Below are 26,989 nucleotides of genomic sequence, written 5' to 3' on the forward strand. Positions count from 1 at the left end.
TCGCGTCAGCGAAAATGGAAGGGCAACTGGAATGAACTGGCGCAACGGTTTTTCGGCGCTTCTGGCATTGGCCACGGCAACGTTTTCCACAGGCACGGCCTATGCCGTCGATGTGACGCACACGACGGACTACAGTATATCGCTTGCCGGCCTGCCAATTGCAAAGGCCTCGTTCCACACCGAATTGAATGACAAGCGCTACACCATTTCCGGGACGATGAACTCCGCTGGTCTTGCCGATATCTTCGCGAAGACCTCAGGGGAGACCTCGGTCTCCGGCGTCGTCGGGCGTGACCAGTTGAGCGCCTCGGAATATCGGGTCAAGTATCAGAGCGGCAAGAAGGGCCGTGCGATCGACGTGCAGTTCCGCGACGGCGATGTCGTGTCCGCCTCGATGAGGCCGCCGCGCAAGATTCCGAAGAACTGGGTGCCGGTCACCAAGGCGGATATGCGCAATGTTGTCGATCCTCTCTCGGGCCTGATCTTTCCGGCCGATACGCGGGTCTGCCCGAAAAGCGTACCGATCTTCGACGGCGAATCGCGCATGGACCTGAAGCTGTCGCCGAAGGGGACCCGGCCCTTCAAGACGGAAGGTTTTCAGGGAGACGTCATCGTCTGCGGCATCAAGTTCGTGCCGAAATCCGGTTATCGCAAAGGGCGCGACGACGTCGATTACCTGCGCAAGCTGGAAACCATGGAAATCTGGTTTGCCAAGGCTGACACTGTGAACGTATATGCTCCGGTCTACGTCCGCATCCCGACCAGCTATGGCCCTGTCACCATCTGGGCGACGCGGTTCGGAAGCTGATATTTCCATTCGGGCCGGGGGGCATGTGCATGAAAGTCAAGGCAACGCTGATCGGCTTTTCGGCGATCCTGATGTGGTCGCTGCTGGCGCTGTTCACGGCAGCCTCCGGCACCATGCCGCCCTTCCAGCTGTCTGCCATCTGCTTTTCCATCGGCAGCATTCCCGGCCTCGTTGTCCTGGCGCTGAAGCCTGAGCGGCTGGCGCTGCTGAAGCAGCCCGCAAAGGTCTGGATCGTCGGGATTGCCGGGCTGTTCGGTTACCATTTTCTCTATTTCACCGCTCTTCGCAATGCGCCTGCGGTCGAGGCCGGACTGATTGCCTATCTCTGGCCGCTCCTGATCGTTGTCGGTTCCGCGCTTCTGCCGGGTGAGCGGCTACGCTGGTATCATGTCGCCGGGGCCATCTGCGGACTTGCCGGCACGATCCTGATCGTGGCGCGCAATGGCGTTCAGTTCGATGACGCCTATGTCATGGGCTATGGTGCGGCTCTGGCCTGTGCCTTCACCTGGTCCGGCTATTCGCTGCTGACGCGGCGATTCGAAGCCGTCTCGACGGATGTCGTCACCGGCTTCTGCCTGGCAACGGCGGCCCTGTCCTTCCTCTGCCACCTTGGCCTCGAAACGACGGTCTGGCCTGAAACAGCAACACAGTGGATCGCGGTGGCGGGTCTCGGCCTGTTGCCGGTCGGCGCTGCCTTCTACGCCTGGGATTACGGCGTCAAGAACGGCAATATCCAGATCCTCGGCGTCGCCAGCTATGCGGCGCCGGTTCTCTCGACGCTGATCCTGATCGCATTCGGTTTCGCCGAGCCGTCCTGGCGGATTGCGCTGGCCTGCCTGTTCGTGACCGGCGGCGCGGTTCTGGCGGCCAAGGACGTTATTTTCCGTGGCCGCTCCAGAGCCGCACAGCCCGCTGAATAGGTTCAGGCTGCCGGCGGCTGCCAGTCGGGCGGGGCCATTTCAAACGCTGAAAAATCGAAGCCCGGCGCAACCGTGCAGCCGAACAGCGTCCATGCCCCGAGCGACGTTGCCGATTGCCACCAGTTGGCGGGGACGATTGCCTGCGGCCTCTCGCCGGTCAGGATGTTCGAGCCGAGCGTGACGGTGGTGCCCGGTTTGCCGTCTTCGGCGATGCTGAGCGTCAGCGGCGCCCCGGCGTAGAAATGCCAGACCTCGGCCGCATCGCGCACGCGGTGCCAGTGAGAACGCTCGCCGCGCTCCAAAAGATAATAGATAGCGGTCGAGTGGCCGCGTGGACCGCCCGCTGTGTCCTTGAAGGTCTGGATGTACCACCCGCCTTCCGGATGGCGCTCCATTTCCAACGTTTCAATGATGGCTTGCGCCGACAGCGGCAGTTGAACGTCCATCAGAAATTGTCCTTGCGCTTGCGGATTTCGGCAAACACCTCGGCGTTCGGTGCGTTGTCCATCTGAAGATGTGCCCTTATGGCGGCATCATGCGGCCGCAGGAAGGGGTTGGTAGCCTTTTCCAGCCCAAGCGTTGTCGGCGCGGTGAAAACGCCCTTGGCGCGCAGGGCATCGATTTCGGCAGCACGGGCCTTCAGCGCCGCGTTCTCCGGATCCACAGTCACTGCGAAGCGCGCATTGGACAGCGTATATTCGTGGCCGAAATAGACGATGGTATCATCAGGGAGTGCCATCAGTTTCTGCAGCGAGGTCCACATCTGCGTCGGCGTACCTTCAAACAGGCGGCCGCAACCAAGCGCAAACAGCGTGTCGGCGGAAAACAGCAGCTTGTCGTTGGGGAGGTAGAAGCAGATATGCCCGGCCGTATGCCCAGGCGTTTCGAAGACATGCACCGGGTGGCCTGCGAATTCGAAATCACCGCCATCGCCGATCGTCTTGTCGATGCCCGGAATTTTCGATGCCTCGTTTTCCGGGCCGATGATCGTTGCATCATAGCGGGCCTTCAGTGCCAGATTGGCGTCGACATGATCCGGGTGATGATGCGTGGTGAGGATATGGGTCAGTGTCCAGCCCCGGCGCTTCAACGCCGCCAGAATGGCTGCTTCCTCCGGCGCATCGATCGAGGCGGTGGCGCCGCTTGCTGGATCGTGGATCAGCACGCCGAAATTATCGGTGCGGCACGGGAAGAGTTCGATATCGAGCTTGGCCATGATGGAATTCCTGAAGAGGACACGTCGTTGTGGCGAATGTAGTGAGCGCCGCCTTGAAGTCCACCCGTTCCAGTCTAACATGCAGGTCATGCACGCAGATATCGTCGACCTTCGCCAGTTCTATCATTCCCGCCTCGGCCGTTTTGCCGAGCAATCGATCAGCATGGCGCTGTCGTCGGTCTGGGCCAAGCTGCCGGAAGAGCGGCTGGTGGGGCTTGGCTACGCGGTCCCCTATCTCGATCGTTTTCGCGCCGATACCGAACGCACGTTTGCCTTTATGCCGGCGGGGCAGGGGGCGGTGAACTGGCCGGTCGCGGAGCTCTCGTCCACGGCGTTGATCTTCGACGAAGAATTGCCACTGCCCGATTCGTCGATCGACCGGGTGCTGATGGTGCATTCGCTGGAATTTGCCGAAAACCCGCGTGAGACGATGAAGGAACTCTGGCGTGTTCTGGCGCCGGGCGGACGCCTGGTGATCGTGGTCCCCAATCGCCGCGGCGTCTGGGCGCGGATGGAGCACACGCCCTTCGGTTCCGGCCGTCCCTATTCACGCGGCCAGTTGACGTCGCTGCTGCGCGAAACCAATTTTACCCCCGGCGCCTCCGCCGATGCCCTGTTCTTTCCGCCCTCGAAGCTGAAACTGATCCTGAAAATGCGCCAGGCCTTCGAGCGCATCGGCCGCTCGCTCTGGCCGGTATTCTCAGGCGTCATCATCGTCGAGGCGCAGAAGCGGCTCTATCAGGGCCTGCCTGTCGCCGCCCGCGCCTCGCGCCGCGTCTTCGTGCCGGTGCTGGCGCCGCACGGCGTGCCGACGACGCGGGAAAAGCCGCTGGGGCAGGCGAATCGAATCGATTTGTGACGTCGCGCCACACTCGACAAAAACCCGCTGCACCGGTATTGCCAGAGCGTCATTTTCCCTGTCGCCGAAAGCTGATCCCATGAGCACAGACCTTACGAGCCCAACCCCACGCCCCGGTATCCTCGATATTGCCGCTTACGTGCCGGGCAAGGAGCATGCGCCGGGTGTGGCCAAGGTCTATAAGCTCTCTTCGAACGAGACGCCGCTGGGCGCGAGCCCGAAGGCGATCGAGGCCTTCCAGAAGGCTGCCGCCAAGCTGGAAATCTATCCCGATGGCCAGGCGATCGAGCTGCGTGAAGCCATCGCCTCTGTCTACGGCGTGAACACGGCCAACCTGATGTGCGGCAACGGCTCAGACGAGCTGCTTGGCTTGCTCTGCCATGTCTATCTCGCCCCCGGCGACGAAGCCATCATCACCGAGCATGGTTTTCTGGTCTACAAGATCCAGATCATGGGCGCCGGTGCGACGCCGGTCACGGTGCCGGAAAACGATTGCCAGGTCACCGTCGATGCGATCCTTGCTGCGGTAACGCCGAAGACGAAAATGGTCTTCCTCGCCAACCCGGGCAATCCGACCGGCACCTATGTGCCTGTCGATGAAGTCCGCCGCCTGCAGGCCGGTCTGCCGAAGAATGTCATTCTGGTTCTCGATGCCGCCTATGCGGAATATGTTCGCCGCAACGATTACGAGGCCGGCCTTGAACTGGTATCGTCCAACCAGAACGTGGTGATGACCCGCACGTTCTCGAAGATCCACGGGCTTGCAGCGCTCAGAATCGGCTGGATGTATGCGCCGCTTGCCATCATTGACGCGCTGAACCGCGTGCGCGGCCCGTTCAACATGAACGCACCTGCCATCGCTGCCGGTGCCGCCGCGATCCGTGATCAGGCCTTTGCGGCCACAGCCGTCGAGCACAATTCGCTTTGGCTCGGCAAGCTGACCGATGCCTTCTCGTCGCTCGGTCTGCGCGTCACCCCATCGGTCACCAACTTCGTGCTGATCCATTTCCCGGATACCGACGGCAAGCGCGCGCCGGAAGCCGACGAATTCCTGACCAGCCGCGGTTTCATCCTGCGGGCGGTGCGGGGCTATGGCCTTCCCAATGCGCTGCGCATGACCATCGGCTCGGCGGAAGCCAATGAAGGCGTGATTGCCGCGCTCACCGAGTTCATGGGCCGGGCGTGATGGCAAAGCAGTTTGAAACCATCGCGCTGATCGGCATCGGCCTGATCGGCTCGTCGATCGCTCGCGAAATCAAGGACAAGGGCCTTGCAGGTTCCGTCACCGTCTCGACGCGCAGCGACGCGACGTTGAAGCGGGCAGAGGCGCTGAACCTCGGCGACCGCTACACGACGTCGGCTGCCGATGCGGTCAAGAATGCCGATCTGGTCATCGTCTCCGTGCCCGTCGGTGCCTCCGGCGCGGTTGCCGCCGAAATCGCTCCGCATCTGAAGCCCGGTGCGATCGTCACTGACGTTGGCTCGACCAAAGGCTCTGTCATCGCCCAGATGGCGCCGCATATGCCGGAAGGTGTCCATTTCATCCCGGGCCATCCGATTGCCGGCACCGAATATTCCGGTCCGGATGCGGGCTTTATCGGCCTGTTCAAGGGCCGCTGGTGCATCCTGACACCGCTGCCCGATACGGACGAAACGGCCAAAGCGAAGCTGCGAGGCTTCTGGGAAACGCTGGGTTCCATGGTCGATGACATGGATCCGGAGCACCACGACAAGGTTCTGGCGATCGTCTCGCACCTGCCGCATATCATCGCCTACAACATCGTCGGCACGGCCGATGATCTGGAAGCGGTGACCGAATCGGAAGTGATCAAATATTCCGCCTCGGGTTTCCGCGACTTCACCCGTCTTGCGGCGTCAGACCCGACCATGTGGCGCGACGTCTGCCTGCACAACAAGGATGCGATCCTGGAAATGCTGGCTCGGTTTTCCGAGGATCTGGCCTATCTGCAACGGGCGATCCGCTGGGGCGACGGCGACAAGCTGTTCGACCTTTTCACCCGCACCCGCGCCATCCGCCGCTCGATCGTCCAGGCCGGTCAGGATACCGATATGGCCGATTTCGGGCGGCATGCGATGGATCAGAAGTAGGTGGCAGCAAACATTCCGCTTTGCCCCTCACTCTAGCCCTCTCCCCGCAAGCAGGGAGAGAGGACGACGGAGTGAGCCGCATATCCCTTCGCCCCGTTTACGGGGAGAAGGTGCCCGACAGGGCGGATGAGGGGCGTGTGACGCTGGGAGGCTTGCTTTGGTTTTATCCAGCCAACCTCAAAGCTGCGGCAGTTCCCCAATCGGGAAGAACGCCAGAAACGCGATCCCGTCGCGGACATTCAGCTTCACCGTTGCCTCGTTCTTGCCGTCGGCCAGGGCCGTCAGCATGTTGGCAATATTGTTGACCATCACCGTGCCATCCTCGTCGGTGAAGACCTTGACGAGGTTCTGACGCCAGCCCTCGATATTCTTCATGGTGACGCTGAATTCGCCCGAGATCAGCCCTTGGTCGTTGACGGTGAACGGGCCGGACGCTGATGTCACCATGCCGTTGCCGAGATCGAGCGTCAGGTTGCGCATCTCGCCCTTGCTGCCGCGCAGGGCATCCGGCTTCCACCCGCCACGCTGCATCAGATTGGCGCGATCGGCGAAGGTCATGTCGACGCTGGCGTTAAGGAGGGGCAGCAGGCTTAATCCCTTGTCCAGCTTCAGATCGAATTGATCGACACTGAGGGCCGCGTCGAGATCAGCGCCGTTCTGGCGAAAATGCGCCTCGCCATGTCCGGCATTGAAGATGAATTTGTGCATGTCACCCGGTGCAGCGTCGTCGTCGAAGGACGGTAGCATCGCCGTGCCAGCCAGCTTGTCATAGGTGAGCGATGTGCGGTCGAGGCCGGATAGCGTTGCGTTCGCGCTGGCGTGGAGCAATTCCCAATCGGCAGAGACAGTCATGCCGGGCGAAAAGCGGATTTCGGCCGGACCGTCGAGTTCGATGATGGCATGGCCCGGCCGGTAGACTTGTGCCGCCGAGCGCAGCGCGCCGAAGGAGGCCGATGCTCCGCGTGAAATGTTATCGAGGCGGACGCTGTCGCAGAACACGCCGATACGGAAGGGGAAGCCGCGCACGCTCAAATCGTCGCATTCCGCCGATGAGCCGCTGGCCTTCTTCTCTGTCAGAAAGGCGGCCAGCCGCGTCTCGATCTGGTTGGCCGCGAAAAACCACGCGCCGGCATAGACGATGAGGAACAGCACGACGCCGATCGCCAGCCGTCTGATTTTCCGGCTGCCGGCGGAGGGGGCGGCGATATCTGCTGCGGTCATGGTCTGCTCCGTCGTTCGTCCGCGACGCTGCGGCACGAGAATTTCTGGTCTGCCGCTCTGGCCGTTTACCGCCGCCGTGCTTCAAAAGCGTGGAGGAAATCGATTCCGATTGCCGGGCAGATGCGCTAGGAAAACATCAGAGTGGACTGTCCGCCGCTCCTGGCCGTGGTTTGTGGCGCCGGAATGGCATGGATGTGAATGGCAGTGGATATGGACGATTTTTGGGTGTTTGGCTACGGTTCGCTGATGTGGAACCCCGGCTTTGCCTTCGAGGACAAGATGACAGCCCGGGCGTTCGGTTATCGGCGCTCGCTCTGTGTCCGCTCTTTCGTGCACCGGGGAACCCCGGAACGCCCCGGTCTCGTGCTCGGTCTCGACCATGGCGGTTCCTGCCGCGGCATGGCATTCAAGGTGGCCTTGAAGGACAAGGAAGACGTTATCGGCTACCTGCGCGAGCGTGAACTGGTCACCCATGTTTATCTCGAGCGCACCATGCCGGTCTTGCTTGCAGACGGCCGCCGCGTCGCAGCTCTCACCTACACGATCGACCGCGGTCATGCGCAATATGCCGGCGCGCTGAGCGCCGAGGACGCAGCCGCGACCGTGGCCGTTTCCCATGGGAAATCAGGACCCAATACGGATTATCTGGTCAACACGCTTGCCCACCTGAAGGAAATGGGCATTCGCGATCATTGGTTGGAAGAGGTGGCTGCTCTCATCGAGAGGACGAAGCATTAGGCTTGAGCGCCCAACTCCTTGAGCTCTTTCAGGCGCTGGACGGCCGTCGGCGGCAGCGGGACGTGCGGATTGTTCTTCACCGTCTCCACCAGCAGCGCATCGCTGGCAGTTTCCATCACGTCAACGAGCCTCTTCAGGAACACGTCCGGATCGAGCCCTGCTTCGATCGGCGGCAGGATCTGCACCTTGAAATGGCCGGGATACCGCAGGAACTTGCGGCGCGGCCAGAACAGACCCGGATGCATGACAACGGGCACGACGGGCATTTTCAGGTCGCGGTAGAGCCTCGCAATACCATATTTGTACTCGGGTGGAGCGCCGGGCGGACGGCGGGTACCTTCGGGGTAGATGATCAGCTGACGGCCTGTCGCCATCTCGTCATGGGCGCGTTTCATTACCGCCGCCATCACCTTGCCGCGTGCGCCGCGATCGACCGGGACCATGCGCTGCTTTTGGATGTACCAACCAAAGAGGGGGATCCAGACAAGCTCGCGCTTCAAGATGAAGAAGGGATCGGACAGCCAGGGCAGGAGCGCATAAACGTCCCAGAACGACTGGTGCTTGGGGGCAAAGATGTATCCATCCTTGGGAATGTTCTCCAGGCCTTCGATCTCGAACGTCGTGCCGACGATGACCTTGAACAGCCAGTGATTGCTGCGCGCCCAGTTTTTCGGAACGAACCATGAGGTCTTGCGCGGCGCCAGGAAGTAGAACGGCGTCATCACGACCATCTGGAGGATCAGGTTGATGTAGAACACGATGTTGAACAGGACTGAACGCAGGATGATCATCGGCAGGCTTTCGCAGCAAAAAGGTTGTCCCGCTGCCTACACGAATATTCCGGCAAGGAAAACAGCTGGGTTCGCGAGATCCGGCAGGATGTCTATTGCTTGCTACCGGCGTCTTTCGTTTCGGTGCGCAGTCCGCTTGCCGGATGAGCGCCCAGCGCATCGCGCGCCGACGCGATCGTCAGCTTGAGATATTCCAGCAGGATCGTCTTCAACACCATCGGATTTGCCAGCCAGTTGGTGCTTTTCAGGTCGGAATTGACGACGGGATAGGCGATGAATTCGATGCCCGGATTGGCCCGGCGCAGTTCCAGCAGGCTGCGCGGCATATGGTAGTTGTTGGTGACGACCAGAATACTGCGGTAGCCGTTGTCGCGGATCCAGTTCGCCGTCTCGTTGGCATTGCCGATCGTATCGATCGCATCATGGCCGATATCGACGCAGCACTTGAACAGATCTGCCGAACTCTGGGTGTTGCGGCGAATCTGGCCGCCTGTCGTCGACGGGTGGACGCCCGAGATCAACAGCCTTTTTCCGGCACCAGTCTGCAGCAGCTCGACAGCCTGGTCGATCCGCTGGAAGCCTCCGGTCAGAACAACGATCGCATCGGCCTTCGGGTTGGCTGGCGGTTGCAGCGAGGCGACCGAATCGGCAAAATAGAGAAAGCTGGCTGCGGCAAGACCGGCAATCAGCAGCAGCACATAAAACGTTACGCGCACGATCCTGCGGCGAAGGCTTACATGCCGTCGCACCAGCGCTCCCCTCCGCCGTGTTTCGCCGTTGTCGCTCATTGCTGTTCCGGCTGCTCCGCTAGAATCAGGACCGCTTCCGATTCTTCCATAGAAGCAGATTGCGGCAACGGATGGATGCAGGACAAAGCAATCATGACGATCAGGTCTGATTGCCGTCGATGCGAGCCGGGTCCGACCGGATCAGATCGATCTCGTCGATGGTCCGCATCACCGTGAAGCGGGCCGTGAGCGTCGTGAGCAGCGCGATGACAATCATGATGGCGGCAATGCCAAGATAGCCGGTAAAGCCGATGGAGAAGCTGCCGAACATGGCCGTCGTCTGGTCGCTCTGCGGGGTGGCCAGCGAGCGCGATTGCCAGAAGCCCGCGATCGCAAAACAGGCCGCTGCCAGAAGCCCGCCTGCGCCTGCGCCCTTCAGGCTGATCTTCAAGAAGTGCTTCTGGAACTCGGAAGCGACGAACCCGGCCTCCGCGCCGACGAAATGCAAGACCTCGACGATGTGCCGGTTGCCCGACAGCGTCCCGCGCGTGGCAAAGATCACGGTCAGCACCATCGCGGAAAACACCAGCACCAGGATGCCGGTACCGATCAGGGCCGTTGTATGCGCCATCGCCACCAGCCGGTCGACCCAGGTGCGGTGATCGTCGAGATAGGCTTGCGGAATGGTCTCCGTCAGCATCGTCCGCATCGCCGCAAAGTCCGGCGGGTTCTGCTCGTCGATGGTGATGATCACGAGGCGTGGCACCGGCAGGTCGTCAAGATCGAGCCCGGCTCCCAGCCACGGCTCCAGCAACCGTGCGGTCGCTGCCTTGTCGACGATGGTGCCGTTGGTGGTGCCCTCGAAGGTCAGGGCAAGGTCGCGGGCGTCGGCCAGCGCCTTTTCCATGTCGAGCTTTTCGTCCGGCTTGATCTGAATGGTGATCTCGCGGGAAATCTGGCTTTCCCAGCTTTGCGCCGTCGAGCGCACCATGCTGACGGCACCGAGCGTTAGGCAGGCGAGGAAGGCCATGATGGCGATGACCAGCACCAGCGCATTGCCGGAGACGTTTGCGGGCGGGACGATCGGCGCCGTTGGACGCACACGCAGCGATGCCTTGCGCTCCTGCGGCGCGGTCTGACCGGCGTGATTGCTGGCGGGCGCTTCACTCATAGATATCGAGCCGCCCTTGGGAAAGAATCATCCGCCGCGCTTCGACCTGATCCATCAGCGAAAGATCATGGGTGGCGATGACGACAGCGGTACCGAGCCGATTGAGTTCGAGGAACAGATTGAGCAGGCGGCGCGCCATCGGCGGGTCGACGTTGCCGGTCGGTTCGTCGGCAAGCAGAATTTCCGGCCGGTCGATCAGCGCGCGGGCAATGGCTGCGCGCTGTTTTTCTCCGCCGGAAAGAACTGGCGGCAAAACATTGATGCGCTCGCCAAGTCCGACCCAGCCAAGCAGTTCGAGAACGTCGGAGCGGTAGGACGATTCGTCTTTGCCGCGCACGCGCAACGGTAGAGCGACGTTCTCGTATGTCGTCAGATGATCGAGCAGGCGGAAATCCTGGAAAACGATGCCGACGCGGCGGCGCAGCATTGGCAATTCGTCGCGGGGAATGGTCGAGATGTTGCGGTCGAACATGCGGATCAAGCCGCGTGTCGGCTGCAGCGATAAAAACAGCAGCCGCAGCAGCGTCGTTTTGCCGGCACCCGAAGGGCCGGTCAGGAACTGGAATGATTTCTTGGGAATGTCGAAGGTCAGGTCGCGGAGAATTTCCGGGCCCATTCCATAGCGCAATCCGACATTTTCAAAATGAATCAACGGGTCAGTGTCCAGCTTCTCTTCAATCCAGCATGCCACCTGTTCGCGGCAGGCTGATGGCCCTTGTTGCAGCATATGGCGCGATATTCGCTGTTACAGCGCCAACATGGTTAAACAGTAGTTAATTTAGCGTGAAAACACGCACTCTGGCAGCGCCGTTTTCGAAGCATTAACCATTTAGGTTTACGTCTGAGAAAGGTTTGTTTCAATGCCCGATTCTGGCCTGTCGATGCCCCGGGCATTCTGGCGCGGCCAGCGTGGCTGCGAAGGAGAGACGATGAACGCTTTCCGTTCCAACGGCACCGCAACCCGCATGGATTTTCTGCCGCCTGAGCGGCGGGGGCGGGCCACGCCCGCAAGGGGCATGCCCGATCGCACCAATATCGTCGATGCCGAATTCGAAACCGTGACGGCAAATGGCCGGCGTAACGTCTATCCCGTCTTCAACGACAATCGGATGCGCACTGCAGTCCCGGCGAACCAGAACCCGCATCGTGTAGCATCTGGGTTCGGGCGAGTGGTGAACCATTTCGAGCGCCTGCTCCAGACGGCATCCCCCAAGGCATTTGCCGTCCTCGTCACCTGCCTGTGTGCCCCGGTCTTCGTGCTGTTTGCCAGCCTGCCCCAGTACCAGCCCGATATTGCCCCTGTACAGGCATTGTCGATCAGTGATGTCACCACATCGCTCAATGATGCCAACGGCATGAAGATCCTGTCGGTCTATGGTGCAGTCAAAAATCAATCCGATGCACCGAAGATGGTTCCCCCACTCCTGGTCGATGTGGTTGCCAATGGACATCGGCGGACGGCCACGCGGATTGAGCAAGGCCAGGCTGTTCTGGCCCCCGGCGAGAGCCGCCCGTTCTCGACCCGTCTCCTACACACAGGTGGAAAACTGCCGGGCGTGGCCGTTTCCTTCGGCCAACCGGGTGATTCGGCGCCCTGACTGTGCTAAGCGGCTAGGTTCCGGAGGCATAAAACGCAGTCTCCATTTTTATTTCTGGAGACCATTCCCATGCCCGTCGTTCGTGGAAAGAACATCGATCCGCTTTATACTGCCGAGGTCATTTCGGCGCGAAACGTTGAAATGGCGGAAGAAATTGCCAAGGGACCGCTCAATGACCTCCTGGTCATCGCCGTCCTCAAGGGCTCGTTCATCTTCGCCGCCGATCTCATCCGCGCGATGCACGCCGTCGGCCTTGCGCCGGAAGTCGAGTTCATCACGCTGTCCAGCTATGGCACAGGCACGGTGTCGCAGGGCGTCAAGATCATCAAGGACATCGACAGCGACGTGCATGGCCGCGATGTTCTGCTGATTGATGACATTCTTGAGTCGGGCCGCACGCTGCGCTTCGCCAAGGAACTGATGCTGGAGCGCGGCGCAAAATCGGTGACAATCGCCGTTCTGCTCGACAAAAAGGTCAAGCGCCAGACCGATCTCGAAGCCGATTATGTCGGTTTCGAATGCCCCGACTATTTTGTCGTCGGCTACGGTATGGATGTGGCCTATGCTTTCCGCGAGCTGCCGTTCGTCGGCATTGTCACTGGCGATGCCGAATAATCATCCGCCTGTGGACAGTCCCTGATCTGGCCATCCGCGTTTACGGAAAACAAACAAAACTCTGGTGGTGTTGACCCGCAGCCTGTGCTGCGGGTCAGGGACCGGATGCCGTCATGGCAAACGTCCCGGCAGAGCTGTTGCCGAAACGGAGGCCATGATGGCGAAAATCCTGATTACCGAAGATGAGGACGGCCTGCGCCGTTTCGTTGCCCGCGCCTTGCAGCTGGATGGTCATGAGACCGTCGAGGCTGCCGATGGCGCCGAGGGCCTTGCCTGCCTTCAGGGCGATAGATTCGACCTGCTGCTTTCCGATATCCGTATGCCCGTGATGGACGGTATCGAGCTTGCCCACCAGGCATCAGCCGCCTTTCCGGCATTGAAGATCCTGTTGATGACCGGCTATGCCGAACAGCGCGAGCGGGCCGACAATCTGACCGGCAAGGTTATCGATGTGGTCTCCAAGCCGTTTTCGCTGCCGGATATTCGCAAGGCCGTTGCCGTTGCATTGGCGGCTTGAGCGGCGTCGGCTTTAGACTTTCCGGTCTCACAATTTTTCTTGTTTTCATTATCCCTAAAATTATTAAAGTGAGATGCTTTATTAATGGTTCGTTGCTGAGGGGCGTGATGAAGAAAGCTATGGTTCTTTTTCTATTTCCGTTTTTCTTGGTGGGATGTACGCAGGCAACCGGCCACAAAGGCCCGAAAATATACCAAACGGAACCCCGTCCCGGGAAAATTCAAAGCGGGATCAAGGTTCTGGTTGATGATAACTCGTGTGGCGCGGGTAAAATCAAACAGGTGACCGGCGGAAATATGAGATTGGGCCTGGACCGGAAATACGCCTGTATCAGCAAGCCATTCTGAGAAGCCGGCGAAAATGTCGGTGCTTTAGGCCTGTTCTTGCGCCGCTCTGGCTGTGGAGCGGCACCGCATCTTGATGCGGCGCGTTTGGGAGCTGGCCTTCACCGAATATCCAACAGCCTTTCCAGATATTGCCGCTCCGTCTCCGGCGACGAGTTGGTGCCAAGGCGGCGGCGGATTTCGTCGAGGATTTCGCGGGCGCGCTGCGTATCGATTTCATCAGGCACCTTGACTTGATCGCCAAAGTCCGGCCCAGCGTTCTGCTGGCGGCGGCCCAGTGGGTCACGGCCGTTCTGGCCATATTGCGGCACGCCCTGGCCTTGCCCGGGGCCTTGGCCCTGGCTTTGCATCTGTTGCATCATGTCCTGCGCGCCATCACGCAGCGCCTGCAATGCGCGGCCCTGGCTACCGACAGCCTGTTCGCCCTGGCCCTTGCCGAGAGCGCCGGAAGCGCCCTTCATTTCGCGGCCAGCCTCGCCAAAACCCTTGCCGGGCTTGATGCCCATGCCTTCAAGGCCCTTCTGCAATTCACCAAGCTGCTTGCCCAGCTGGTCCTGCTGCGCCTGCATGTCTTTTAGCGCCTGCTTCAGTTCTTCCGCCGTCATATTGTCGAGCGGGCCGGGCTGCTGGGCATTTTGATCCTGCTGCTGGCCGGGTTCCTGCGGCATCTCCTGGTCGAAGAGTTCATGGTCCTCTCCCTCCAGCGGATCGCCGCGCTGCATGCGGTCGCGCAGGGCCTGATCGTATTTGAACGTCTCGTCCATCAGTTGCTGCTGCTCCTGCATCAGCTGGCCGAGCTTGTCCATCTGCTTGCGCATCTCGCTGTTTTCCTGGCCCTGCTGCTGTTGCTGAGGCCGGCCGGCCTGGAGATTGTTCATCATGCGCTGCATTTCCGACAGCATCTGGCGCGCCTGATCCTTGGCGCCGGATTTGGCGAGGTTTTCGATCTGGTTCATCATCTTTTCCAGATCCTGCTGACGCAGCACGTTGTTCTGGTTGGGGTTGGCCGCCACTTGCGGGTTCTTTGCCGCCTGCTTGGCCAGCGCCTCCATGTAGTCCTTCATGGCGTCGCGCAGTTCCTGCATCAGCTTGGTGATTTCTTCGTCCGATGCGCCTCTTTCCAGCGCCTCGGACAGCTTCTGCTGAGCATCGCGCAGCCGCTTGTCGGCCAGCGCCATGTCGCCACCTTCGATGCCGAGTGCGATATCCCAGAGATAGGCTGCTGCATCGCGCAGCATGTCGTCATTGCGCGAAAGCGCCATGCGGGTTCGGGCCGATTGCAGAAGCAGGAAGTGCGTCAGGTTCGGGATGGTTTCGTCGGGCCGCACCGAGAGGGCGTCGTTAAGTTCAATCGCGCGTGGCAGATCGTTGGCATTGAGCGCAAACACCTGCCGCTCTTCGGCGACCGCTCCGGCCAAAGGTTCGAAGAAGGGACGGGCGGGCAGAATCATGTCCTGTGGCACACTGCGGCCTTCCTGTCCGGCGGCATCCTTGGCAACCAGCGTGACGCGGACGCGCTTTCCAGAAAGCGGGTGTTCGCTCAAGTTGCGGCTGGTCAGCCCCTTGGCCTCGCGGGCGTTGCGCTTGGGCAGATCGAGGCGGTATTCCGGCAGGGGATAAAGCGGCCGCGCATCGGCAGCCTGCTTGTCGAGAGGGACGATTTCGGCCCAGGCATCCTGGATGCCGTAATCGTCCTTGGCTGCAAAACCAATTTCGAGCGCAGCGTTGACCGTAGTGCGCGGAATGCCGTCGAAGGCAATATCCGGAACGCTGTCGGGGATCACCGTGAAGGCCCATTGTTCGCCACCAACAAAGAGCGAACCGTCCTTGGTGATCTTCATCATATGGGTGTCGCTGCCGGGTTTTGCCGGATCGGCAGCAGCAGCTACCACAGGTACTTTGCCGTCCTTGCCGGGTTTGGCCGCCTGTGCGGCGATTACCAGCGGTTGGGCCGCGCCGTCTTCCAGATACGTGACGGGCGTGCCTTCACCGCCGCTGGTGATGCGCACGGTCAATTCGCTGAACTGCGGGATACGCAGCGGCTCTGCGCTGCCGGCAATCTGTTCAGCGCCCTGCCTGTCCGTCAGAAAAACCGGCGCCCTGCCAGTATAGGCAGGCGGCGTCACCCAGGCATCAATGCGCACATCGGGTATCGCGGCGATCTGCTGCGGCGGGCGGAAGGCATCGGAAATCAGACCGGCGCGGTTTGAGTAGGAATAGGCAAAGGCAACGCAGGCAAGCAGCACCGGAACCGCACGCAGGCCATAGCTGTCGGTGCGGGCGATGTCCGGTTTGGGCAGTCCAGCTTGTAGCGAACCGATCATCCGCGCCATGCGGGTCTGATGCTCCTGCCAGAGCGCCTGGCCGAAGGCGCCGCTGGTGGCCGGTTGATCGTCCTGAACTCGGATTGCCTGATGCGGCAGGTGGTTGCGCTCCTCCAGCATCCGGTCGGCCTCGGTATTGCCGGGAATGCGGATGCGCAGCAGCGGGATCAATACGGCGACGAAGGCAGCGGCAAAGGCTATCAGGGCGGTGACATGCAGCCAGCCGGGGGCGGTGCGGAAGAAACCGAACCAGGCGGCGGAGAGAAACAGCAAGACGATGGCAATGAGCGGCAGGGCGCGGGGCGCCATCTGTTCGGCGATAAGGACGATACGCGCAAGCGTCCGCTTGACCGCAAGGCTTCGCATGAAGCCTGCCGCCGCCGTCGAGCTGTCCCGCCGGATTTCCGTCATCCGTTCCCTTTCAACGTTTGAAACGTACCGCGAAGGATAACACTCTTTGTGGCGAAGACGAGGGCGGCAACGCAATCGTGATCGATTTCGGTGGTCCGCCGCGGTGCTATCAACAACGCCGGACCGGGAGCTGCTGAAAGGCCGTCAGTCGAGCCAGTCAGGCACGGAATCCAGCCCGATCAGGTCCTCATAGGTCGTGCGCGGACGAATCACGTGGAAGCGATCGCCGTTGACAAGAACCTCGGGCACCAGCAAACGGCTGTTATAGGTGCCTGCCTGCACCGCACCATAGGCGCCGGCGGTACCTATCGAAATCAGGTCGCCGGGCTTCGGCATGGCCATTTCCCGGTCGAGCGCCAGATAATCGCCGGTCTCGCAGACCGGACCGACAATGTCGGCCTTGATACGCGGCGCGTTGGCGGCGGAAATCCGCACCGGCTGGATTTCGTGATAGGCGTCGTAGAGCGTCGGGCGGATCAGGTCGTTCATGGCACCATCGACGATGACGAAGGTCTTCGAGCCGCCGTCCTTCACGTAGACGACTTCCGTCACCATTATGCCGGCATTGCCGACGATCAGCCGGCCGGGCTCCATGACGATCTTGCAGCCGAGTTCGCGCAGCTGGTCCTTGACGATCGTCGCGTAGGCGTCGGGCAGGGGCGGCGGGTTGTTGTCCAGCTTGTAGGGCACGCCAAGGCCGCCGCCAACGTCGACGTGATCGATGTTGTGGCCGTCGGCGCGCAGGGTATCGACCAGCTCGCGCAACAGTTTGAAAGCGTCGGCGAAAGGTTGCAGCTCGGTGATCTGGCTGCCGATATGCATGTCTATGCCGGTCACCTGAATACCGGGCAGGGTCGCGGCATGGGCATAAACGGCGCGGGCGCGCTCATAGGCGATGCCGAACTTGTTTTCTTTCTTGCCGGTCGAAATCTTGGCATGGGTCTTGGCGTCGACATCCGGGTTGATGCGGAAGGACACATGCGCCTTCTTGCCTTCGCGCACGGCGCGGGCATTGAGCACTTCCAACTCCGGCTCGGATTCGACGTTGAAGCAGTAGATACCGGCGTCGAGCGCCAGGTCCATTTCGGCGGCGGTCTTGCCGACGCCGGAAAACATGATGCGGCTGGCCGGGATGCCGGCTGCCAGCGCCCGGCGCAGTTCGCCGCCGGATACCACGTCGACACCGGCGCCCAGACGGCCGAGCGTCTTCAGTACGGCTTGGTTGGAATTGGCCTTCATGGCGTAACAGACCATGGCGTCAATATCGGAAAATGCCTTGGAGAAGACCGAGTAGTGCCGTTCCAGCGTTGCGGTAGAATAGCAGTAGAACGGGGTTCCCACCGCCTTGGCGATGTCGATGACGGAGACGTCTTCAGCAAACAGAATGCCGTCACGATATTCGAAATGGTTCACGAGTGTGCTCTGTTACAGGAGGGGATCAAGGAAGAAGGGCTTGCCGCGCGCTTCGTCCTGTTTTTCAACGCTGCCGGGTACCGCCTTGGTGTTGATCGGAGCGGAGGAGCCCGGACGATCGAGGTCGCCCTTGCGCCCGCAGCCGGACAGCGTCAGGCCGGCAATGGCAAGGACTGCAAGCAGAATGGTGGTGTTTCGTGACAGCATCGATGGTTCCCGGTCCGGGCAATCAGCCCTTCTTCGCAAATTCGCCAAAACTCATAACGGCTTTTCGGGGCATTGTGCACCCTGAATCGTATTCTCAGTTGCGGGTCCGCCACCAGGCAATCTGCTTCCTGACTTCGCTCGGCGCTGTGCCGCCAAATGATGTGCGGCTGGCAACCGAAGCCTCGACCGTCAGCACGCCGAACACCTTGTCGGTGATATCCGGATGGATCGTCTGCAGGTCTTCGAGAGAAAGTTCAGCCAGTTCGCAGGCCTTCTGTTCGGCCAGCGCCACGGCGCGGCCAGTGACGTGGTGGGCGTCGCGGAAGGGAAGCCCCGCTTCGCGCACCAGCCAGTCAGCAAGATCGGTAGCGGTGGAATAGCCGGAGCCTGCAGCGGCCTTCATCCGGTCAGCACGAATGGTCATGTCGCGGACCATGCCGGTCATCGCTGCAATTGCCAGTTCCAGGCTCTCGGCGCTGTCGAAGACCTGTTCCTTGTCTTCCTGCATGTCCTTGGAATAGGCGAGCGGCAGGCCCTTCATCACGGTCAGAAGCGCGATCAGCGAGCCGTTGATGCGGCCGGTCTTGGCGCGTACCAGTTCGGCAGCGTCCGGGTTCTTCTTCTGCGGCATGATCGAGGAGCCGGTCGAAAACGCATCCGACAGGCGCACGAAGCCGAATTGCGGTGTCGACCAGATGACGATTTCTTCGGCCAGCCGCGACAGATGCACGGCGCAGATCGAGGCGATTGACAGGAATTCCAGCGCGAAATCGCGATCCGAAACGGTGTCGATCGAATTGCGGGTCGGCTCGCGGAAACCAAGCGCCTTGGCGGTCATGTGGCGGTCGATCGGAAAGCCGGTGCCGGCGAGTGCTGCAGCACCGATCGGGCTTTCGTCCATATGCTCGATGGCGTGGCGCACGCGCTGGCGGTCGCGGCCGAACATTTCGACATAGGCCATGCAGTGATGGCCGAAGGTCACCGGCTGGGCCGTCTGCAAATGGGTAAAGCCTGGCATCACCGTCTCGGCGTGCTCTTCGGCGCGGTCGAGGAAGGCCGCGATCAGGCTCGTCAGCATTCCCTCGCATTTTTGCAACTCTTCCTTTACCCACAGGCGGAAGTCGAGCGCCACCTGGTCGTTGCGCGAGCGCGCTGTGTGCAGGCGTCCGGCGGCCGGGCCGATCAGGGTTGCAAGCCGTGCTTCCACGTTCATATGGATGTCTTCGAGCCGGCGGGAGAATTCGAACTGGCCGCTTTCGATCTCTGACAGGATCGTGCTCAGGCCGTGAACGATCTTGTCTTTATCATCGGCCGAAATGATGCCTTGATGCGCCAGCATGGTCGCATGCGCCATTGAGCCGCGGATGTCTTGGGCGAAAAGCTTCTTGTCGAAGCCGATCGAGGCATTTATCTCCTCCATGATCGCCGCCGGTCCTTGAGCAAAGCGACCGCCCCACATCTGGTTGGAGCTTTTGGTTTCAGAAGTGCCGTCAGCCATGAAGATGCCCGCCCTGGAGAATGACCCGTTTTGGAAAATGAAGTAAACGACAAGAAGAAACGCTTTCCTCCTGCCAGACTGGTAATGATCGCTGCCCTTGGAGGCGTGATCGCCGGTGCGGCAGCGGTATACGTCAGGGAAAGCGGGTCTGGCAATGGTGTGGCGGTGGAAACCGCAGACGCCAAGATCTGCGAAGCGGCAAAAGGCAAGGTTGCGGCCATCACACCGTTCCTCAAGGGCCAGGTCGCCGCGATGGCGCCGGTCAGCGAGCCGCGCTCCATGTCCAGCCTCAGTTTCAAGGGCAAGGATGGCAAGGATCTGACGCTTGCCGATTTTGGCGGCAAGACCGTGCTGCTCAATCTCTGGGCGACATGGTGCGGCCCTTGCCGCGAAGAGATGCCGGCCCTCAATGCGCTGCAAAAGGCTGCGGGGAGCGACAAGTTCGAGGTGGTTGCCGTCAATATCGATATCGGTGACGATGAGAAGCCGACGGCATTTCTCAACGAAACCGGCGTGCATGACCTCGGCTATTACCGTGATGCATCGATGGGCGTTTTCAATTCGCTGAAGAAGGAAGGCCTGGCCTTTGGCCTGCCTGTCACGCTGCTGATGGACGACAAGGGTTGCCTGATCTCGTCGATGAACGGGCCGGCCGCATGGGATAGCGACGATGCCAGGGCGCTGATCAAGGCCGCCGCCGGCGGGGTTTAGGCCTTTCAAGCACCCTGACGGATGCCAGCGGTCTGGAACCGCTGCCGGTATTGCGCCGGGCTGAGGCTGGTGATCCGCTTGAACAGGCGGCGGAAGAACGTCGGGTCTTCGTAGCCGACCTCGGCGGCAATGCCGTCGATGCTGTCACGGGTGGTTTCCAGCATCTGCTTGGCTTCCTCGATGCGGATCGCCTGCACATAGTCGACCGGCGTATAGCCGGTCGCATTGGTGAACCGCCGCTTGAAGGTGCGTTCGGCAAGACCCGATTGCGCGACCATCCTCGTCACCGGGTTTGGCTCCGGATAATGATCGGCAATCCAGGTCTGGCTTTCAGCGATCACGGCATCGTCATGCTGGCGCGGACGCGTCATCGCGGCAAAGGGTAGTTGTCCGCCACTGCGATCGCCGATCAGAAAGATCTTTGCGGCACGCATGGCCTCTGCGGATCCGCAATAGCGGCCAATCAAGTACAACGACAGGTCCTGCCAGGAGGATGCGCCACCGGCGGTGAGTAGCCGGCCCTCATGGCCGCTGTCGCAAAGAATACGGTCGGGCCGGAAGCGAACGCGCGTATAGCGGTCGCGAAACAGTTCTGCCGCACTCCAGTGCGAAGCGGCGTCGCATCCGTCGAGAAGGCCAGCCTCGGCCAGCAGAACGGACCCGCTGCAGGTCGAGCACACCAGCGCACCTCTCGCAAGGGCTGCGCGCACCCAGGCAATTTCCTCCGCCCATCGGCCCTCAGGGCTACCTCGCAGCGGCAACTCGATATCGCAGACGATTACCACATCGGCGTCATTGTCGTCGCTGATTGATGCCTGCGGTGTGATGGGAACGCCGATGACGGATTGGAAAGGCTCTGCAGTCTTTGCAACGATGCGGGGGACGATGCCGCGGACCTTCTCCGTCTCGCCGGTCAATTGCGGCCAGATTTTTCCAACCGAACCAAGCACTTCATAGAGCCCGTAGACGGCCATCGGCGCGGTTTCCGGCAAAACCAGAATACTGATGCGCAGCGGCGGGGGCGTGAACTGTTTTGGAAACATGATGGCAATTTGGCACGTATGCCCCGGTTTTGTCCATCCTGCCACTAAAGGGCGCCACTGTAAGCAGCTAGGGTTCCCGCATATTCAACACCGCACAGAGAGCAAGCCCATGACAATTCAGCATATCGATCACGCAACCATCGTTTTTGAACGCACTCTTGCCGCGGCACCGGCAGAGGTCTTTGCTGCCTGGTCAAGCCGCGAGGCACTTCTTGACTGGAGCGCACCGGGGGACGGGTGGGAGATGGCCTATCAGGTCTTCGAATTTCGCGCTGGTCATACCGATGTCCTGACCTTCGGCCCGTCTGGCGCGAAGCCGTATGTCAACACGGTCCACTATCATGCCATTCGCACCGATCAATTCATCCTCTCTTCGAGCACCGTGTCGCATGAGAACGGCATGCTTTTCGCCGGTACGGTCTTGCTGGAACTGGCCCCGGCGGCCAACGGTACGGATCTGAGGCTGACCGAGAGCGGTTTCTATTTCGATGGGGATAGCCCGGAAGGGCACAAGGAAGGTTGGGGCGCGATGCTCGAAGGCTTGGTCGCCTATCTTGGCCGCACTGCTGCAGCCTGAATCCCGCGTCGTTCAACATGGAAGGATTTTTGAGATGAAGTACTATTTCTCTCCGGGCACCAGCGCATTGGCAGGCCACATCGCCCTTCTTGAAGCCGGGTTTGAGCCGGTGCTGGTCAAGGTCGACATCATGACGCGGACGCTGGAGCGTCCGGGAGACTATCTCGCCGTCAATCCGAAGGGCTATGTGCCGCTGCTTGAAATCGAAGACGGCGTGCCGCTGACGGAAACCGTGGCGATCCTCGATTGGATCGATCAGCACACTACTGGCCACGAAGGAGCAGGAGGAATGGAGCGGCACCGGCTGATCGAGACGTTGGCGTTTCTGTCGACCGAAGTGCAGAGGCCGTTTGCCTTCTCCTTCTTCCTGCCGGGCGACGAAGCGGTCGCGATGCTGCGTGGCATGGTCGAGGAGCGCTTCATCCTGATTGCCGGACAGATCGCCGGGCGTTATCTGCTGGGAGACCGGTTCAGCGTGGCCGATGCCTTGCTCTATGTCACCTTGCGCTGGGCGCGGATGGTCGAGATGCCGGTTCCTGAAAGACTGCTTGTCTATGTCGCCGATGTGGAGGCCCGGCCTGCAGTTCAGCGCGCATTGCGGGCGGAGGGGTTGCTATAGACTTGCTCTCGCCAGAGCTCGCTCAGGCGCTCATGAGGAAAGTGACGCGGCTCTTTTTTCTTGGCCCGGGCGCAGCCATGTCCTTCGCCGCCATCGCGAGGATCGCTGCGGCCGGGACCGGGCGGGAATAGACAAATCCCTGTCCCTCCCGGATGCCCAGCTGCAGAAGCGCAGTGATCTGTTCTTCCGTCTCGATACCCTCGGCAACGACAATCATGCCGAATTTCGTTGCGAGCCCGGCCAGCATCTCCACCAGTTCCGACGATTTCCGATCGAGCGTGACCCCGTCGATGAAGAATTTGTCGATCTTCAGGTAGTTGGCACCGAGCGCATAGATTGCCGAAAGCCCGTTATGACCCGTCCCCGCATCATCGATGGCAACGCGCAGGCCCGCATCGTTCAGTTTGCCGGTGACGATCGCTGCCCGTTTCTTGTCGGCAATGGCCTGCCGTTCGGTTACCTCGACCACAAGCGCACGGTGGGGAAGGTTGAAGCGGGTGGTGTTGGCGACCAGGTTCGTGACGAAATCATCAGCCAGATACTGGTCAGGCGTGACGTTGAAGGTCAGCTTGAGTTGTGTTTGTACTTCCAGAAGCCCGCCAAGCTGCTCTCCCGCTTGTCTGAGCAGTTCCATGGTCAATCGTTCGATCCGGCCGCTGCTTTCGGCAAGCGGAATGAAGGCCAGTGGCGGGATCATCGTGCCGTCCGGCTTGATCCAGCGCGCCAGCATTTCGAAGCCAAGAAGCTCCCTGTCCTCAAGACCGAAAATCGGTTGGAAATAAGGTTGGATCTGACCGCTCGACAAGGCCCGGTCGAGGTTGTCGAGGATGGATGTGTTGCGCATCATGCCGCGGGCGGCAAGAAACCCGAAACCCAGGCCGAAGGCCGCTGCAGCGGCGATCATCTGTGGTGATAGCGTCTGGTTCCAATGGCCCAGCGCGGCGGCATCGATCTTCATGCTCAACGAGATGGGATACTTGGTGGACGTCTCAGTGAAGGTGACGAGACCGGCACTCTCGCTGGACCATTTGCGCTCGGGGCGATAGGTGGCAAAGGAGGAGCCATCTTCAAGGGTCAACTGCATCAGCGCGCTTTCGCGCAGTTCCTGTGGCAGGATACCAAAGAGCAAGCCGCCTGTTGCGAGAACCTCGACGATATTTTCGTGCTCGCCATACTGCCAGCGAACGCCGAGACCCGCCCACCCCGGAAAACCAAGCGAAAAGAGCGAGTAGCCGGGACTGTTGGTCCGGTTGGGCTTTGCGTTCGAGATCGACTGTTCGAGCGCCTCGTCCCTTTCATCATGGCTCCAGCAGATGCCATCCTTCGTTTCCAGCCGGATGTTCTTCATGATGCTGGAGCCGTAGAGCGCCTTGGTCATCGCCGCCGGATCGACGGTTGCGCAGGACGTGCTGCGGTTGACGATGACGTCACTCATTTTCATGGTGGCGGAATCGATTGCCAGTTCCGTGCGCACCACCGTGTCGGTGGCGATCTGGCGCAGTTGCTTCTCGTTCCACGAGGTGATGAAAGCCGAATGAACGTAATAGAGAGCGCCGACAAACAGGCCGGCAAAACACAGCATGAAGGCGGCGAAGCGAAGTCTCTGCTGAACTGTCATGGCCCGGCCTTTTTGTGAGGTCTGGACCGTGACGGAAACAGGTTAAGATCGCTTGAATGTTCTACTGCTGATTTAGTGACGATCGCAGGTTAGCGTGTCGGGACAGGAACTTCGCCACGGTAGTCGTAGAAACCACGGCCGGATTTGCGGCCAAGCCAGCCGGCCTCGACATATTTGACCAGCAGCGGGCAGGGGCGGTACTTGGAATCCGCCAGGCCATCATGCAGCACCTGCATGATCGACAGACAGGTGTCGAGACCGATGAAATCGGCCAGCTGCAACGGTCCCATCGGGTGATTGGCGCCGAGCCGCATCGCCGTGTCGATGGCATCGACGCTGCCGACGCCTTCATAGAGCGTGTAGATTGCCTCGTTGATCATCGGCAAGAGGATGCGGTTGACGATGAAGGCCGGAAAGTCTTCGGCGACGGTGATCGTCTTGTCGAGCGTTGCGACGAATTCCTTGGCGGTGGCAAAGGTGCCTTCTTCGGTGGCAATGCCGCGGACCAGTTCGACCAGCTTCATCACCGGAACCGGATTCATGAAGTGGATGCCCATGAAGCGTTCCGGCCGGTCGGTCGCGGACGCGAGCCGTGTAATCGACAGGGAGGAGGTATTGGTGGCAAGGATGGCGTCGGCTTTCAGCACCGGACAGACCTGGCCGTAGATCTTGCGCTTGACGCTTTCGTCCTCGGTCGCGGCTTCGATCACCAGATCCATCGGCGACAGATCATTAAGGTCAGCCGATCCCTTGATCAGCGACAGCGCCTTCTTGCGCTCCTCGTCTGTCAATTTACCGGAGGAGACCTGACGCGCCATGTTGCCGTTGATGGTTGCCAGTCCCGCTTCAACGCGGTCGGCCGAAATGTCGTAGATATGCACCTTGTACCCGGCCGAAGCCGATACCTGGGCAATGCCGCAGCCCATTTGTCCAGCGCCAACAATTCCGACATTCTTGATCATCGAGCCGATTTTCCATCATCCATACGAAAGGGCGATTGCGCTTCCGTTCGTGCAAAAAGCAAAGCGCCCGTTGGGGCGAGGTATTTAGATGCCAGTGATAAAGGCATCGCGCCCAATTTTCCAGCCTTTATTCGAGGTAGAGGTCATTGTGGGTTAAGGAAACGCATTGCTTCTAAAACGAAAAACGGCCGCGCAGAGTTGCGCGGCCGTTGGTTGTATTCTCGAAACGTTTAGAGCGCTTTTTCAAGCTCCGGAAGGATGGTGAAGAGATCACCGACGAGGCCATAGTCTGCAACCTGGAAGATCGGGGCTTCCTCGTCCTTGTTGATGGCGACGATGACCTTCGAGTCCTTCATGCCGGCCAGATGCTGGATGGCGCCGGAGATGCCAACAGCGATATAGAGTTGCGGAGCTACGACCTTGCCGGTCTGGCCGACCTGCCAGTCGTTCGGCGCGTAACCGGCGTCAACGGCAGCGCGCGAGGCGCCGACGGCGGCACCGAGCTTGTCGGCGACAGGCAGGATGACCTCTTGGAACTTTTCCGAGGAGCCGAGCGCGCGGCCGCCGGAAATGATGATCTTGGCCGATGTCAGTTCCGGACGGTCCGACGAGGACAGGGCGTCCTTGACGAATGTCGACAGGCCCGGATTGGCAGCCGCCGAGATGGTCTCGACCGATGCCGAGCCGCCTTCGGCTGCCGAGGCAAACGAGGCCGTGCGCACGGTGATGACCTTCTTGGCTTCACCCGACTGCACCGTCTGGATGGCGTTGCCAGCATAGATCGGCCGCTTGAACGTATCGGCCGAAACGACCTCGGTGATTTCCGAGATCTGGGCGATGTCGAGCAGGGCTGCAACACGCGGCAGAACGTTCTTGCCGGTCGAGGTGGCGGCCGAGATGATGGTGTCGTAGGAACCGGCCAGCGACACGATCAGGGCTGCCAGCGGTTCGGCCAGATTATTGGCAAGATCGCTGCTGTCTGCGAGCAGCACCTTGGAAACGCCGGTGAGCTTGGCAGCTGCATCGGCTGCAGCCTTGGCACCCGAGCCTGCCACCAGCACATGCACGTCGCCACCAATCTTGGCAGCAGCCGTCAGCGCCTTAGCGGTCTGGTCGGAAAGCGTTGCATTGTCGTGGTCAGCCAGAAGAAGAATGGCCATGATGTTAGTCTCCTTATTCTGGATGTCTTAAAGGACGCCGGCTTCGTTCTTGAGCTTGTCGACCAACTCGGCAACCGTCTTGACCTTGATGCCGGCCTTGCGGCCCGAGGGCTCCTCGGTCTTCAGAACTTTCAGACGCGGTGCGGTGTCAACGCCGAAATCGGCCGGGCTCTTCTTGTCGAGCGGTTTTTTCTTGGCCTTCATGATGTTTGGCAGCGAGGCATAACGCGGCTCGTTCAGGCGCAGGTCGGTGGTCACCACCGCTGGCAGCTTGATCTCGATGGTCTGCAGGCCGCCATCGACTTCGCGGGTGACCGCAGCCTTGCCGTCACCGAGTTCAATCTTCGAGGCAAAGGTGCCCTGGGCCCAGCCGAGCAGCGCCGACAGCATCTGGCCGGTCTGGTTGCTATCGTCATCGATCGCCTGCTTGCCGACAATGACCAGGCCGGGCTGTTCGGCTTCCGCCACTTGCCTGATGATCTTGGCAACGGCCAAAGGCTCGACCGCATCGTCGGTCTCGACCAGGATTGCCCGGTCGGCGCCCATGGCAAGAGCGGTGCGCAACGTTTCCTCGGCCTTGGCCGGTCCGACGGAGACGACGACCACTTCCTCGACTTTGCCGGCTTCCTTCAGCCGCAGCGCTTCCTCGACCGAGATTTCGTCGAATGGGTTCATCGACATCTTGACGTTGGCAAGCTCGACCCCCGTGCCATCCGGCTTCACCCGGATCTTCACGTTGTAATCGACGACACGCTTGACCGTGACCAGAACTTTCATCGTCATTTTCCTTCCTCGGCCCATCAGTCCGGCT

At 60.7% G+C, this 26,989-nt stretch carries 29 protein-coding genes; 13 read left to right on the forward strand and 16 right to left on the reverse strand.

Annotated elements, in window-relative coordinates:
- The first annotated feature begins 31 nt into the window (after positions 1-31).
- Both ACSQ3J_RS17920 and yddG read left to right on the forward strand, forming a co-directional pair.
- Entirely contained in the window at positions 32-808 is a 777-nt protein-coding gene (locus tag ACSQ3J_RS17920) for a DUF3108 domain-containing protein (protein ID WP_436039710.1), read from the forward strand.
- A 29-nt stretch (positions 809-837) separates the two neighbouring features.
- On the forward strand, positions 838-1,728 hold the full coding sequence (gene yddG, locus ACSQ3J_RS17925) for an aromatic amino acid exporter YddG (RefSeq protein WP_060506417.1): 891 nt from the start codon (positions 838-840) through the stop codon (positions 1,726-1,728).
- 2 nt (positions 1,729-1,730) lie between these two features.
- On the opposite strand, the gene ACSQ3J_RS17930 is transcribed toward yddG, so the two are convergent.
- Together ACSQ3J_RS17930 and gloB are read right to left on the reverse strand one after the other, a co-directional pair.
- Positions 1,731-2,174 carry a cupin domain-containing protein gene (locus ACSQ3J_RS17930; protein ID WP_436039712.1) on the reverse strand — a complete coding sequence of 148 codons (444 nt, stop codon included), beginning with the start codon at positions 2,172-2,174 and terminating at the stop codon, positions 1,731-1,733.
- Complete coding sequence (gene gloB, locus ACSQ3J_RS17935) at positions 2,174-2,944, reverse strand: hydroxyacylglutathione hydrolase (RefSeq protein WP_436039714.1); 771 nt, start codon at positions 2,942-2,944, stop codon at positions 2,174-2,176. Before gloB ends, ACSQ3J_RS17930 begins: the two co-directional genes overlap by 1 nt.
- Positions 2,945-3,032: 88 nt before the next feature.
- Between gloB and ACSQ3J_RS17940 the strand changes: the two genes are divergently transcribed.
- The 3 genes from ACSQ3J_RS17940 (at position 3,033) to ACSQ3J_RS17950 (ending at position 5,912) form a co-directional block, all read left to right on the forward strand.
- Entirely contained in the window at positions 3,033-3,803 is a 771-nt protein-coding gene (locus ACSQ3J_RS17940) for a class I SAM-dependent methyltransferase (RefSeq protein ID WP_436039895.1), read from the forward strand.
- Positions 3,804-3,882: 79 nt separating this feature from the next.
- Positions 3,883-4,989, forward strand: coding sequence for a histidinol-phosphate transaminase (gene hisC, locus ACSQ3J_RS17945; protein ID WP_436039716.1), 1,107 nt, complete (start codon positions 3,883-3,885; stop codon positions 4,987-4,989).
- Positions 4,986-5,912 carry a prephenate/arogenate dehydrogenase family protein gene (locus ACSQ3J_RS17950; protein WP_112834512.1) on the forward strand — a complete coding sequence of 309 codons (927 nt, stop codon included), beginning with the start codon at positions 4,986-4,988 and terminating at the stop codon, positions 5,910-5,912. The genes hisC and ACSQ3J_RS17950 overlap by 4 nt, the downstream gene beginning before the upstream one ends.
- 177 nt (positions 5,913-6,089) lie before the next feature.
- Here ACSQ3J_RS17950 and ACSQ3J_RS17955 read toward each other — a convergent pair whose 3' ends face one another.
- Positions 6,090-7,133 (reverse strand): DUF2125 domain-containing protein, encoded by a 1,044-nt coding sequence (locus ACSQ3J_RS17955; RefSeq protein WP_060506411.1) that lies wholly within the window; start codon positions 7,131-7,133, stop codon positions 6,090-6,092.
- Between the two features lie 198 nt (positions 7,134-7,331).
- Here ACSQ3J_RS17955 and ACSQ3J_RS17960 point away from each other — a divergent pair, with 198 nt between their 5' ends.
- Positions 7,332-7,871 carry a gamma-glutamylcyclotransferase gene (locus ACSQ3J_RS17960; protein ID WP_060506410.1) on the forward strand — a complete coding sequence of 180 codons (540 nt, stop codon included), beginning with the start codon at positions 7,332-7,334 and terminating at the stop codon, positions 7,869-7,871.
- On the opposite strand, the gene ACSQ3J_RS17965 is transcribed toward ACSQ3J_RS17960, so the two are convergent.
- From ACSQ3J_RS17965 to ftsE, 4 genes are all read right to left on the reverse strand, one after another.
- A complete protein-coding gene (locus tag ACSQ3J_RS17965) occupies positions 7,868-8,662 on the reverse strand; it encodes a lysophospholipid acyltransferase family protein (protein ID WP_060506409.1) in 795 nt (264 codons plus the stop codon). The genes ACSQ3J_RS17960 and ACSQ3J_RS17965 overlap by 4 nt on opposite strands.
- 92 nt (positions 8,663-8,754) lie before the next feature.
- Complete coding sequence (locus ACSQ3J_RS17970; protein WP_060506408.1) at positions 8,755-9,450, reverse strand: YdcF family protein; 696 nt, start codon at positions 9,448-9,450, stop codon at positions 8,755-8,757.
- A 100-nt stretch (positions 9,451-9,550) separates the two neighbouring features.
- Positions 9,551-10,561, reverse strand: a complete 1,011-nt coding sequence (locus tag ACSQ3J_RS17975; RefSeq protein ID WP_060506407.1) for a cell division protein FtsX — start codon at positions 10,559-10,561, stop codon at positions 9,551-9,553.
- The gene (ftsE, locus tag ACSQ3J_RS17980; protein ID WP_060506591.1) at positions 10,554-11,213 is read right to left on the reverse strand and encodes a cell division ATP-binding protein FtsE; all 660 of its coding nucleotides are present in this window, start codon (positions 11,211-11,213) and stop codon (positions 10,554-10,556) included. Before ftsE ends, ACSQ3J_RS17975 begins: the two co-directional genes overlap by 8 nt.
- Before the next feature lie 277 nt (positions 11,214-11,490).
- Here ftsE and ACSQ3J_RS17985 point away from each other — a divergent pair, with 277 nt between their 5' ends.
- From ACSQ3J_RS17985 to ACSQ3J_RS18000, 4 genes are all read left to right on the forward strand, one after another.
- The gene (locus tag ACSQ3J_RS17985) at positions 11,491-12,159 is read left to right on the forward strand and encodes a hypothetical protein (protein ID WP_156393905.1); all 669 of its coding nucleotides are present in this window, start codon (positions 11,491-11,493) and stop codon (positions 12,157-12,159) included.
- A gap of 69 nt (positions 12,160-12,228) precedes the next feature.
- Positions 12,229-12,774, forward strand: coding sequence for a hypoxanthine phosphoribosyltransferase (hpt, locus tag ACSQ3J_RS17990; protein WP_060506405.1), 546 nt, complete (start codon positions 12,229-12,231; stop codon positions 12,772-12,774).
- 157 nt (positions 12,775-12,931) lie between these two features.
- A complete protein-coding gene (locus ACSQ3J_RS17995; protein WP_060506404.1) occupies positions 12,932-13,291 on the forward strand; it encodes a response regulator in 360 nt (119 codons plus the stop codon).
- A complete protein-coding gene (locus ACSQ3J_RS18000; protein WP_060506403.1) occupies positions 13,288-13,638 on the forward strand; it encodes a DUF6719 family protein in 351 nt (116 codons plus the stop codon). The genes ACSQ3J_RS17995 and ACSQ3J_RS18000 overlap by 4 nt, the downstream gene beginning before the upstream one ends.
- A gap of 98 nt (positions 13,639-13,736) precedes the next feature.
- Here ACSQ3J_RS18000 and ACSQ3J_RS18005 read toward each other — a convergent pair whose 3' ends face one another.
- The 4 genes from ACSQ3J_RS18005 to argH form a co-directional block, all read right to left on the reverse strand.
- Positions 13,737-16,370, reverse strand: a complete 2,634-nt coding sequence (locus ACSQ3J_RS18005; RefSeq protein ID WP_060506402.1) for a TIGR02302 family protein — start codon at positions 16,368-16,370, stop codon at positions 13,737-13,739.
- A 144-nt stretch (positions 16,371-16,514) separates the two neighbouring features.
- Positions 16,515-17,783: a diaminopimelate decarboxylase gene (gene lysA / locus ACSQ3J_RS18010; RefSeq protein ID WP_060506401.1), complete on the reverse strand. Its 1,269-nt coding sequence runs from the start codon at positions 17,781-17,783 to the stop codon at positions 16,515-16,517.
- A 12-nt stretch (positions 17,784-17,795) separates the two neighbouring features.
- Positions 17,796-17,990 carry an LPS translocon maturation chaperone LptM gene (gene lptM, locus ACSQ3J_RS18015; RefSeq protein ID WP_060506400.1) on the reverse strand — a complete coding sequence of 65 codons (195 nt, stop codon included), beginning with the start codon at positions 17,988-17,990 and terminating at the stop codon, positions 17,796-17,798.
- Positions 17,991-18,084: 94 nt separating this feature from the next.
- Positions 18,085-19,488 (reverse strand): argininosuccinate lyase, encoded by a 1,404-nt coding sequence (gene argH / locus ACSQ3J_RS18020; RefSeq protein ID WP_060506399.1) that lies wholly within the window; start codon positions 19,486-19,488, stop codon positions 18,085-18,087.
- A gap of 30 nt (positions 19,489-19,518) precedes the next feature.
- On the opposite strand from argH, the gene tlpA reads away from it, so the two are divergent.
- Positions 19,519-20,199: a thiol:disulfide interchange protein TlpA gene (tlpA, locus tag ACSQ3J_RS18025; protein WP_436039723.1), complete on the forward strand. Its 681-nt coding sequence runs from the start codon at positions 19,519-19,521 to the stop codon at positions 20,197-20,199.
- Positions 20,200-20,204: 5 nt separating this feature from the next.
- On the opposite strand, the gene ACSQ3J_RS18030 is transcribed toward tlpA, so the two are convergent.
- On the reverse strand, positions 20,205-21,242 hold the full coding sequence (locus ACSQ3J_RS18030; RefSeq protein ID WP_436039725.1) for a GlxA family transcriptional regulator: 1,038 nt from the start codon (positions 21,240-21,242) through the stop codon (positions 20,205-20,207).
- Between the two features lie 109 nt (positions 21,243-21,351).
- Here ACSQ3J_RS18030 and ACSQ3J_RS18035 point away from each other — a divergent pair, with 109 nt between their 5' ends.
- The gene (locus tag ACSQ3J_RS18035) at positions 21,352-21,819 is read left to right on the forward strand and encodes an SRPBCC domain-containing protein (protein WP_436039727.1); all 468 of its coding nucleotides are present in this window, start codon (positions 21,352-21,354) and stop codon (positions 21,817-21,819) included.
- Between the two features lie 34 nt (positions 21,820-21,853).
- A complete protein-coding gene (locus tag ACSQ3J_RS18040) occupies positions 21,854-22,438 on the forward strand; it encodes a glutathione S-transferase N-terminal domain-containing protein (RefSeq protein ID WP_060506397.1) in 585 nt (194 codons plus the stop codon).
- A 22-nt stretch (positions 22,439-22,460) separates the two neighbouring features.
- On the opposite strand, the gene ACSQ3J_RS18045 is transcribed toward ACSQ3J_RS18040, so the two are convergent.
- The 4 genes from ACSQ3J_RS18045 to ACSQ3J_RS18060 all read right to left on the reverse strand — a co-directional run bounded on the left by ACSQ3J_RS18045 (position 22,461) and on the right by ACSQ3J_RS18060 (position 26,955).
- The gene (locus ACSQ3J_RS18045; RefSeq protein WP_436039729.1) at positions 22,461-24,056 is read right to left on the reverse strand and encodes an EAL domain-containing protein; all 1,596 of its coding nucleotides are present in this window, start codon (positions 24,054-24,056) and stop codon (positions 22,461-22,463) included.
- An 89-nt stretch (positions 24,057-24,145) separates the two neighbouring features.
- Positions 24,146-25,018 carry a 3-hydroxybutyryl-CoA dehydrogenase gene (locus ACSQ3J_RS18050; RefSeq protein WP_060511838.1) on the reverse strand — a complete coding sequence of 291 codons (873 nt, stop codon included), beginning with the start codon at positions 25,016-25,018 and terminating at the stop codon, positions 24,146-24,148.
- A gap of 230 nt (positions 25,019-25,248) precedes the next feature.
- Entirely contained in the window at positions 25,249-26,178 is a 930-nt protein-coding gene (locus ACSQ3J_RS18055; RefSeq protein WP_060511836.1) for an electron transfer flavoprotein subunit alpha/FixB family protein, read from the reverse strand.
- 27 nt (positions 26,179-26,205) lie between these two features.
- Entirely contained in the window at positions 26,206-26,955 is a 750-nt protein-coding gene (locus ACSQ3J_RS18060; protein WP_436039897.1) for an electron transfer flavoprotein subunit beta/FixA family protein, read from the reverse strand.
- Positions 26,956-26,989: the final 34 nt, after the last annotated feature.

The sequence above is a fragment of the Rhizobium sp. LjRoot98 genome, assembly GCF_964252935.1.
Taxonomy (GTDB): Bacteria; Pseudomonadota; Alphaproteobacteria; order Rhizobiales; family Rhizobiaceae; genus Pararhizobium.

Coding starts and splice junctions, on each gene's coding strand:
- ACSQ3J_RS17920 (WP_436039710.1), top strand. CDS start 32: ATGAACTGGCGCAACGGTTTTTCGGCGCTTCTGGCATTGGCCACGGCA.
- yddG (WP_060506417.1), top strand. CDS start 838: ATGAAAGTCAAGGCAACGCTGATCGGCTTTTCGGCGATCCTGATGTGG.
- ACSQ3J_RS17930 (WP_436039712.1), bottom strand. CDS start 2,174: ATGGACGTTCAACTGCCGCTGTCGGCGCAAGCCATCATTGAAACGTTG.
- gloB (WP_436039714.1), bottom strand. CDS start 2,944: ATGGCCAAGCTCGATATCGAACTCTTCCCGTGCCGCACCGATAATTTC.
- ACSQ3J_RS17940 (WP_436039895.1), top strand. CDS start 3,033: ATGCACGCAGATATCGTCGACCTTCGCCAGTTCTATCATTCCCGCCTC.
- hisC (WP_436039716.1), top strand. CDS start 3,883: ATGAGCACAGACCTTACGAGCCCAACCCCACGCCCCGGTATCCTCGAT.
- ACSQ3J_RS17955 (WP_060506411.1), bottom strand. CDS start 7,133: ATGACCGCAGCAGATATCGCCGCCCCCTCCGCCGGCAGCCGGAAAATC.
- ACSQ3J_RS17960 (WP_060506410.1), top strand. CDS start 7,332: ATGGCAGTGGATATGGACGATTTTTGGGTGTTTGGCTACGGTTCGCTG.
- ACSQ3J_RS17965 (WP_060506409.1), bottom strand. CDS start 8,662: ATGATCATCCTGCGTTCAGTCCTGTTCAACATCGTGTTCTACATCAAC.
- ACSQ3J_RS17970 (WP_060506408.1), bottom strand. CDS start 9,450: ATGAGCGACAACGGCGAAACACGGCGGAGGGGAGCGCTGGTGCGACGG.
- ACSQ3J_RS17975 (WP_060506407.1), bottom strand. CDS start 10,561: ATGAGTGAAGCGCCCGCCAGCAATCACGCCGGTCAGACCGCGCCGCAG.
- ACSQ3J_RS17985 (WP_156393905.1), top strand. CDS start 11,491: ATGAACGCTTTCCGTTCCAACGGCACCGCAACCCGCATGGATTTTCTG.
- hpt (WP_060506405.1), top strand. CDS start 12,229: ATGCCCGTCGTTCGTGGAAAGAACATCGATCCGCTTTATACTGCCGAG.
- ACSQ3J_RS17995 (WP_060506404.1), top strand. CDS start 12,932: ATGGCGAAAATCCTGATTACCGAAGATGAGGACGGCCTGCGCCGTTTC.
- ACSQ3J_RS18005 (WP_060506402.1), bottom strand. CDS start 16,370: ATGACGGAAATCCGGCGGGACAGCTCGACGGCGGCGGCAGGCTTCATG.
- lptM (WP_060506400.1), bottom strand. CDS start 17,990: ATGCTGTCACGAAACACCACCATTCTGCTTGCAGTCCTTGCCATTGCC.
- argH (WP_060506399.1), bottom strand. CDS start 19,488: ATGGCTGACGGCACTTCTGAAACCAAAAGCTCCAACCAGATGTGGGGC.
- ACSQ3J_RS18030 (WP_436039725.1), bottom strand. CDS start 21,242: ATGTTTCCAAAACAGTTCACGCCCCCGCCGCTGCGCATCAGTATTCTG.
- ACSQ3J_RS18035 (WP_436039727.1), top strand. CDS start 21,352: ATGACAATTCAGCATATCGATCACGCAACCATCGTTTTTGAACGCACT.
- ACSQ3J_RS18040 (WP_060506397.1), top strand. CDS start 21,854: ATGAAGTACTATTTCTCTCCGGGCACCAGCGCATTGGCAGGCCACATC.
- ACSQ3J_RS18045 (WP_436039729.1), bottom strand. CDS start 24,056: ATGACAGTTCAGCAGAGACTTCGCTTCGCCGCCTTCATGCTGTGTTTT.
- ACSQ3J_RS18050 (WP_060511838.1), bottom strand. CDS start 25,018: ATGATCAAGAATGTCGGAATTGTTGGCGCTGGACAAATGGGCTGCGGC.
- ACSQ3J_RS18055 (WP_060511836.1), bottom strand. CDS start 26,178: ATGGCCATTCTTCTTCTGGCTGACCACGACAATGCAACGCTTTCCGAC.
- ACSQ3J_RS18060 (WP_436039897.1), bottom strand. CDS start 26,955: ATGAAAGTTCTGGTCACGGTCAAGCGTGTCGTCGATTACAACGTGAAG.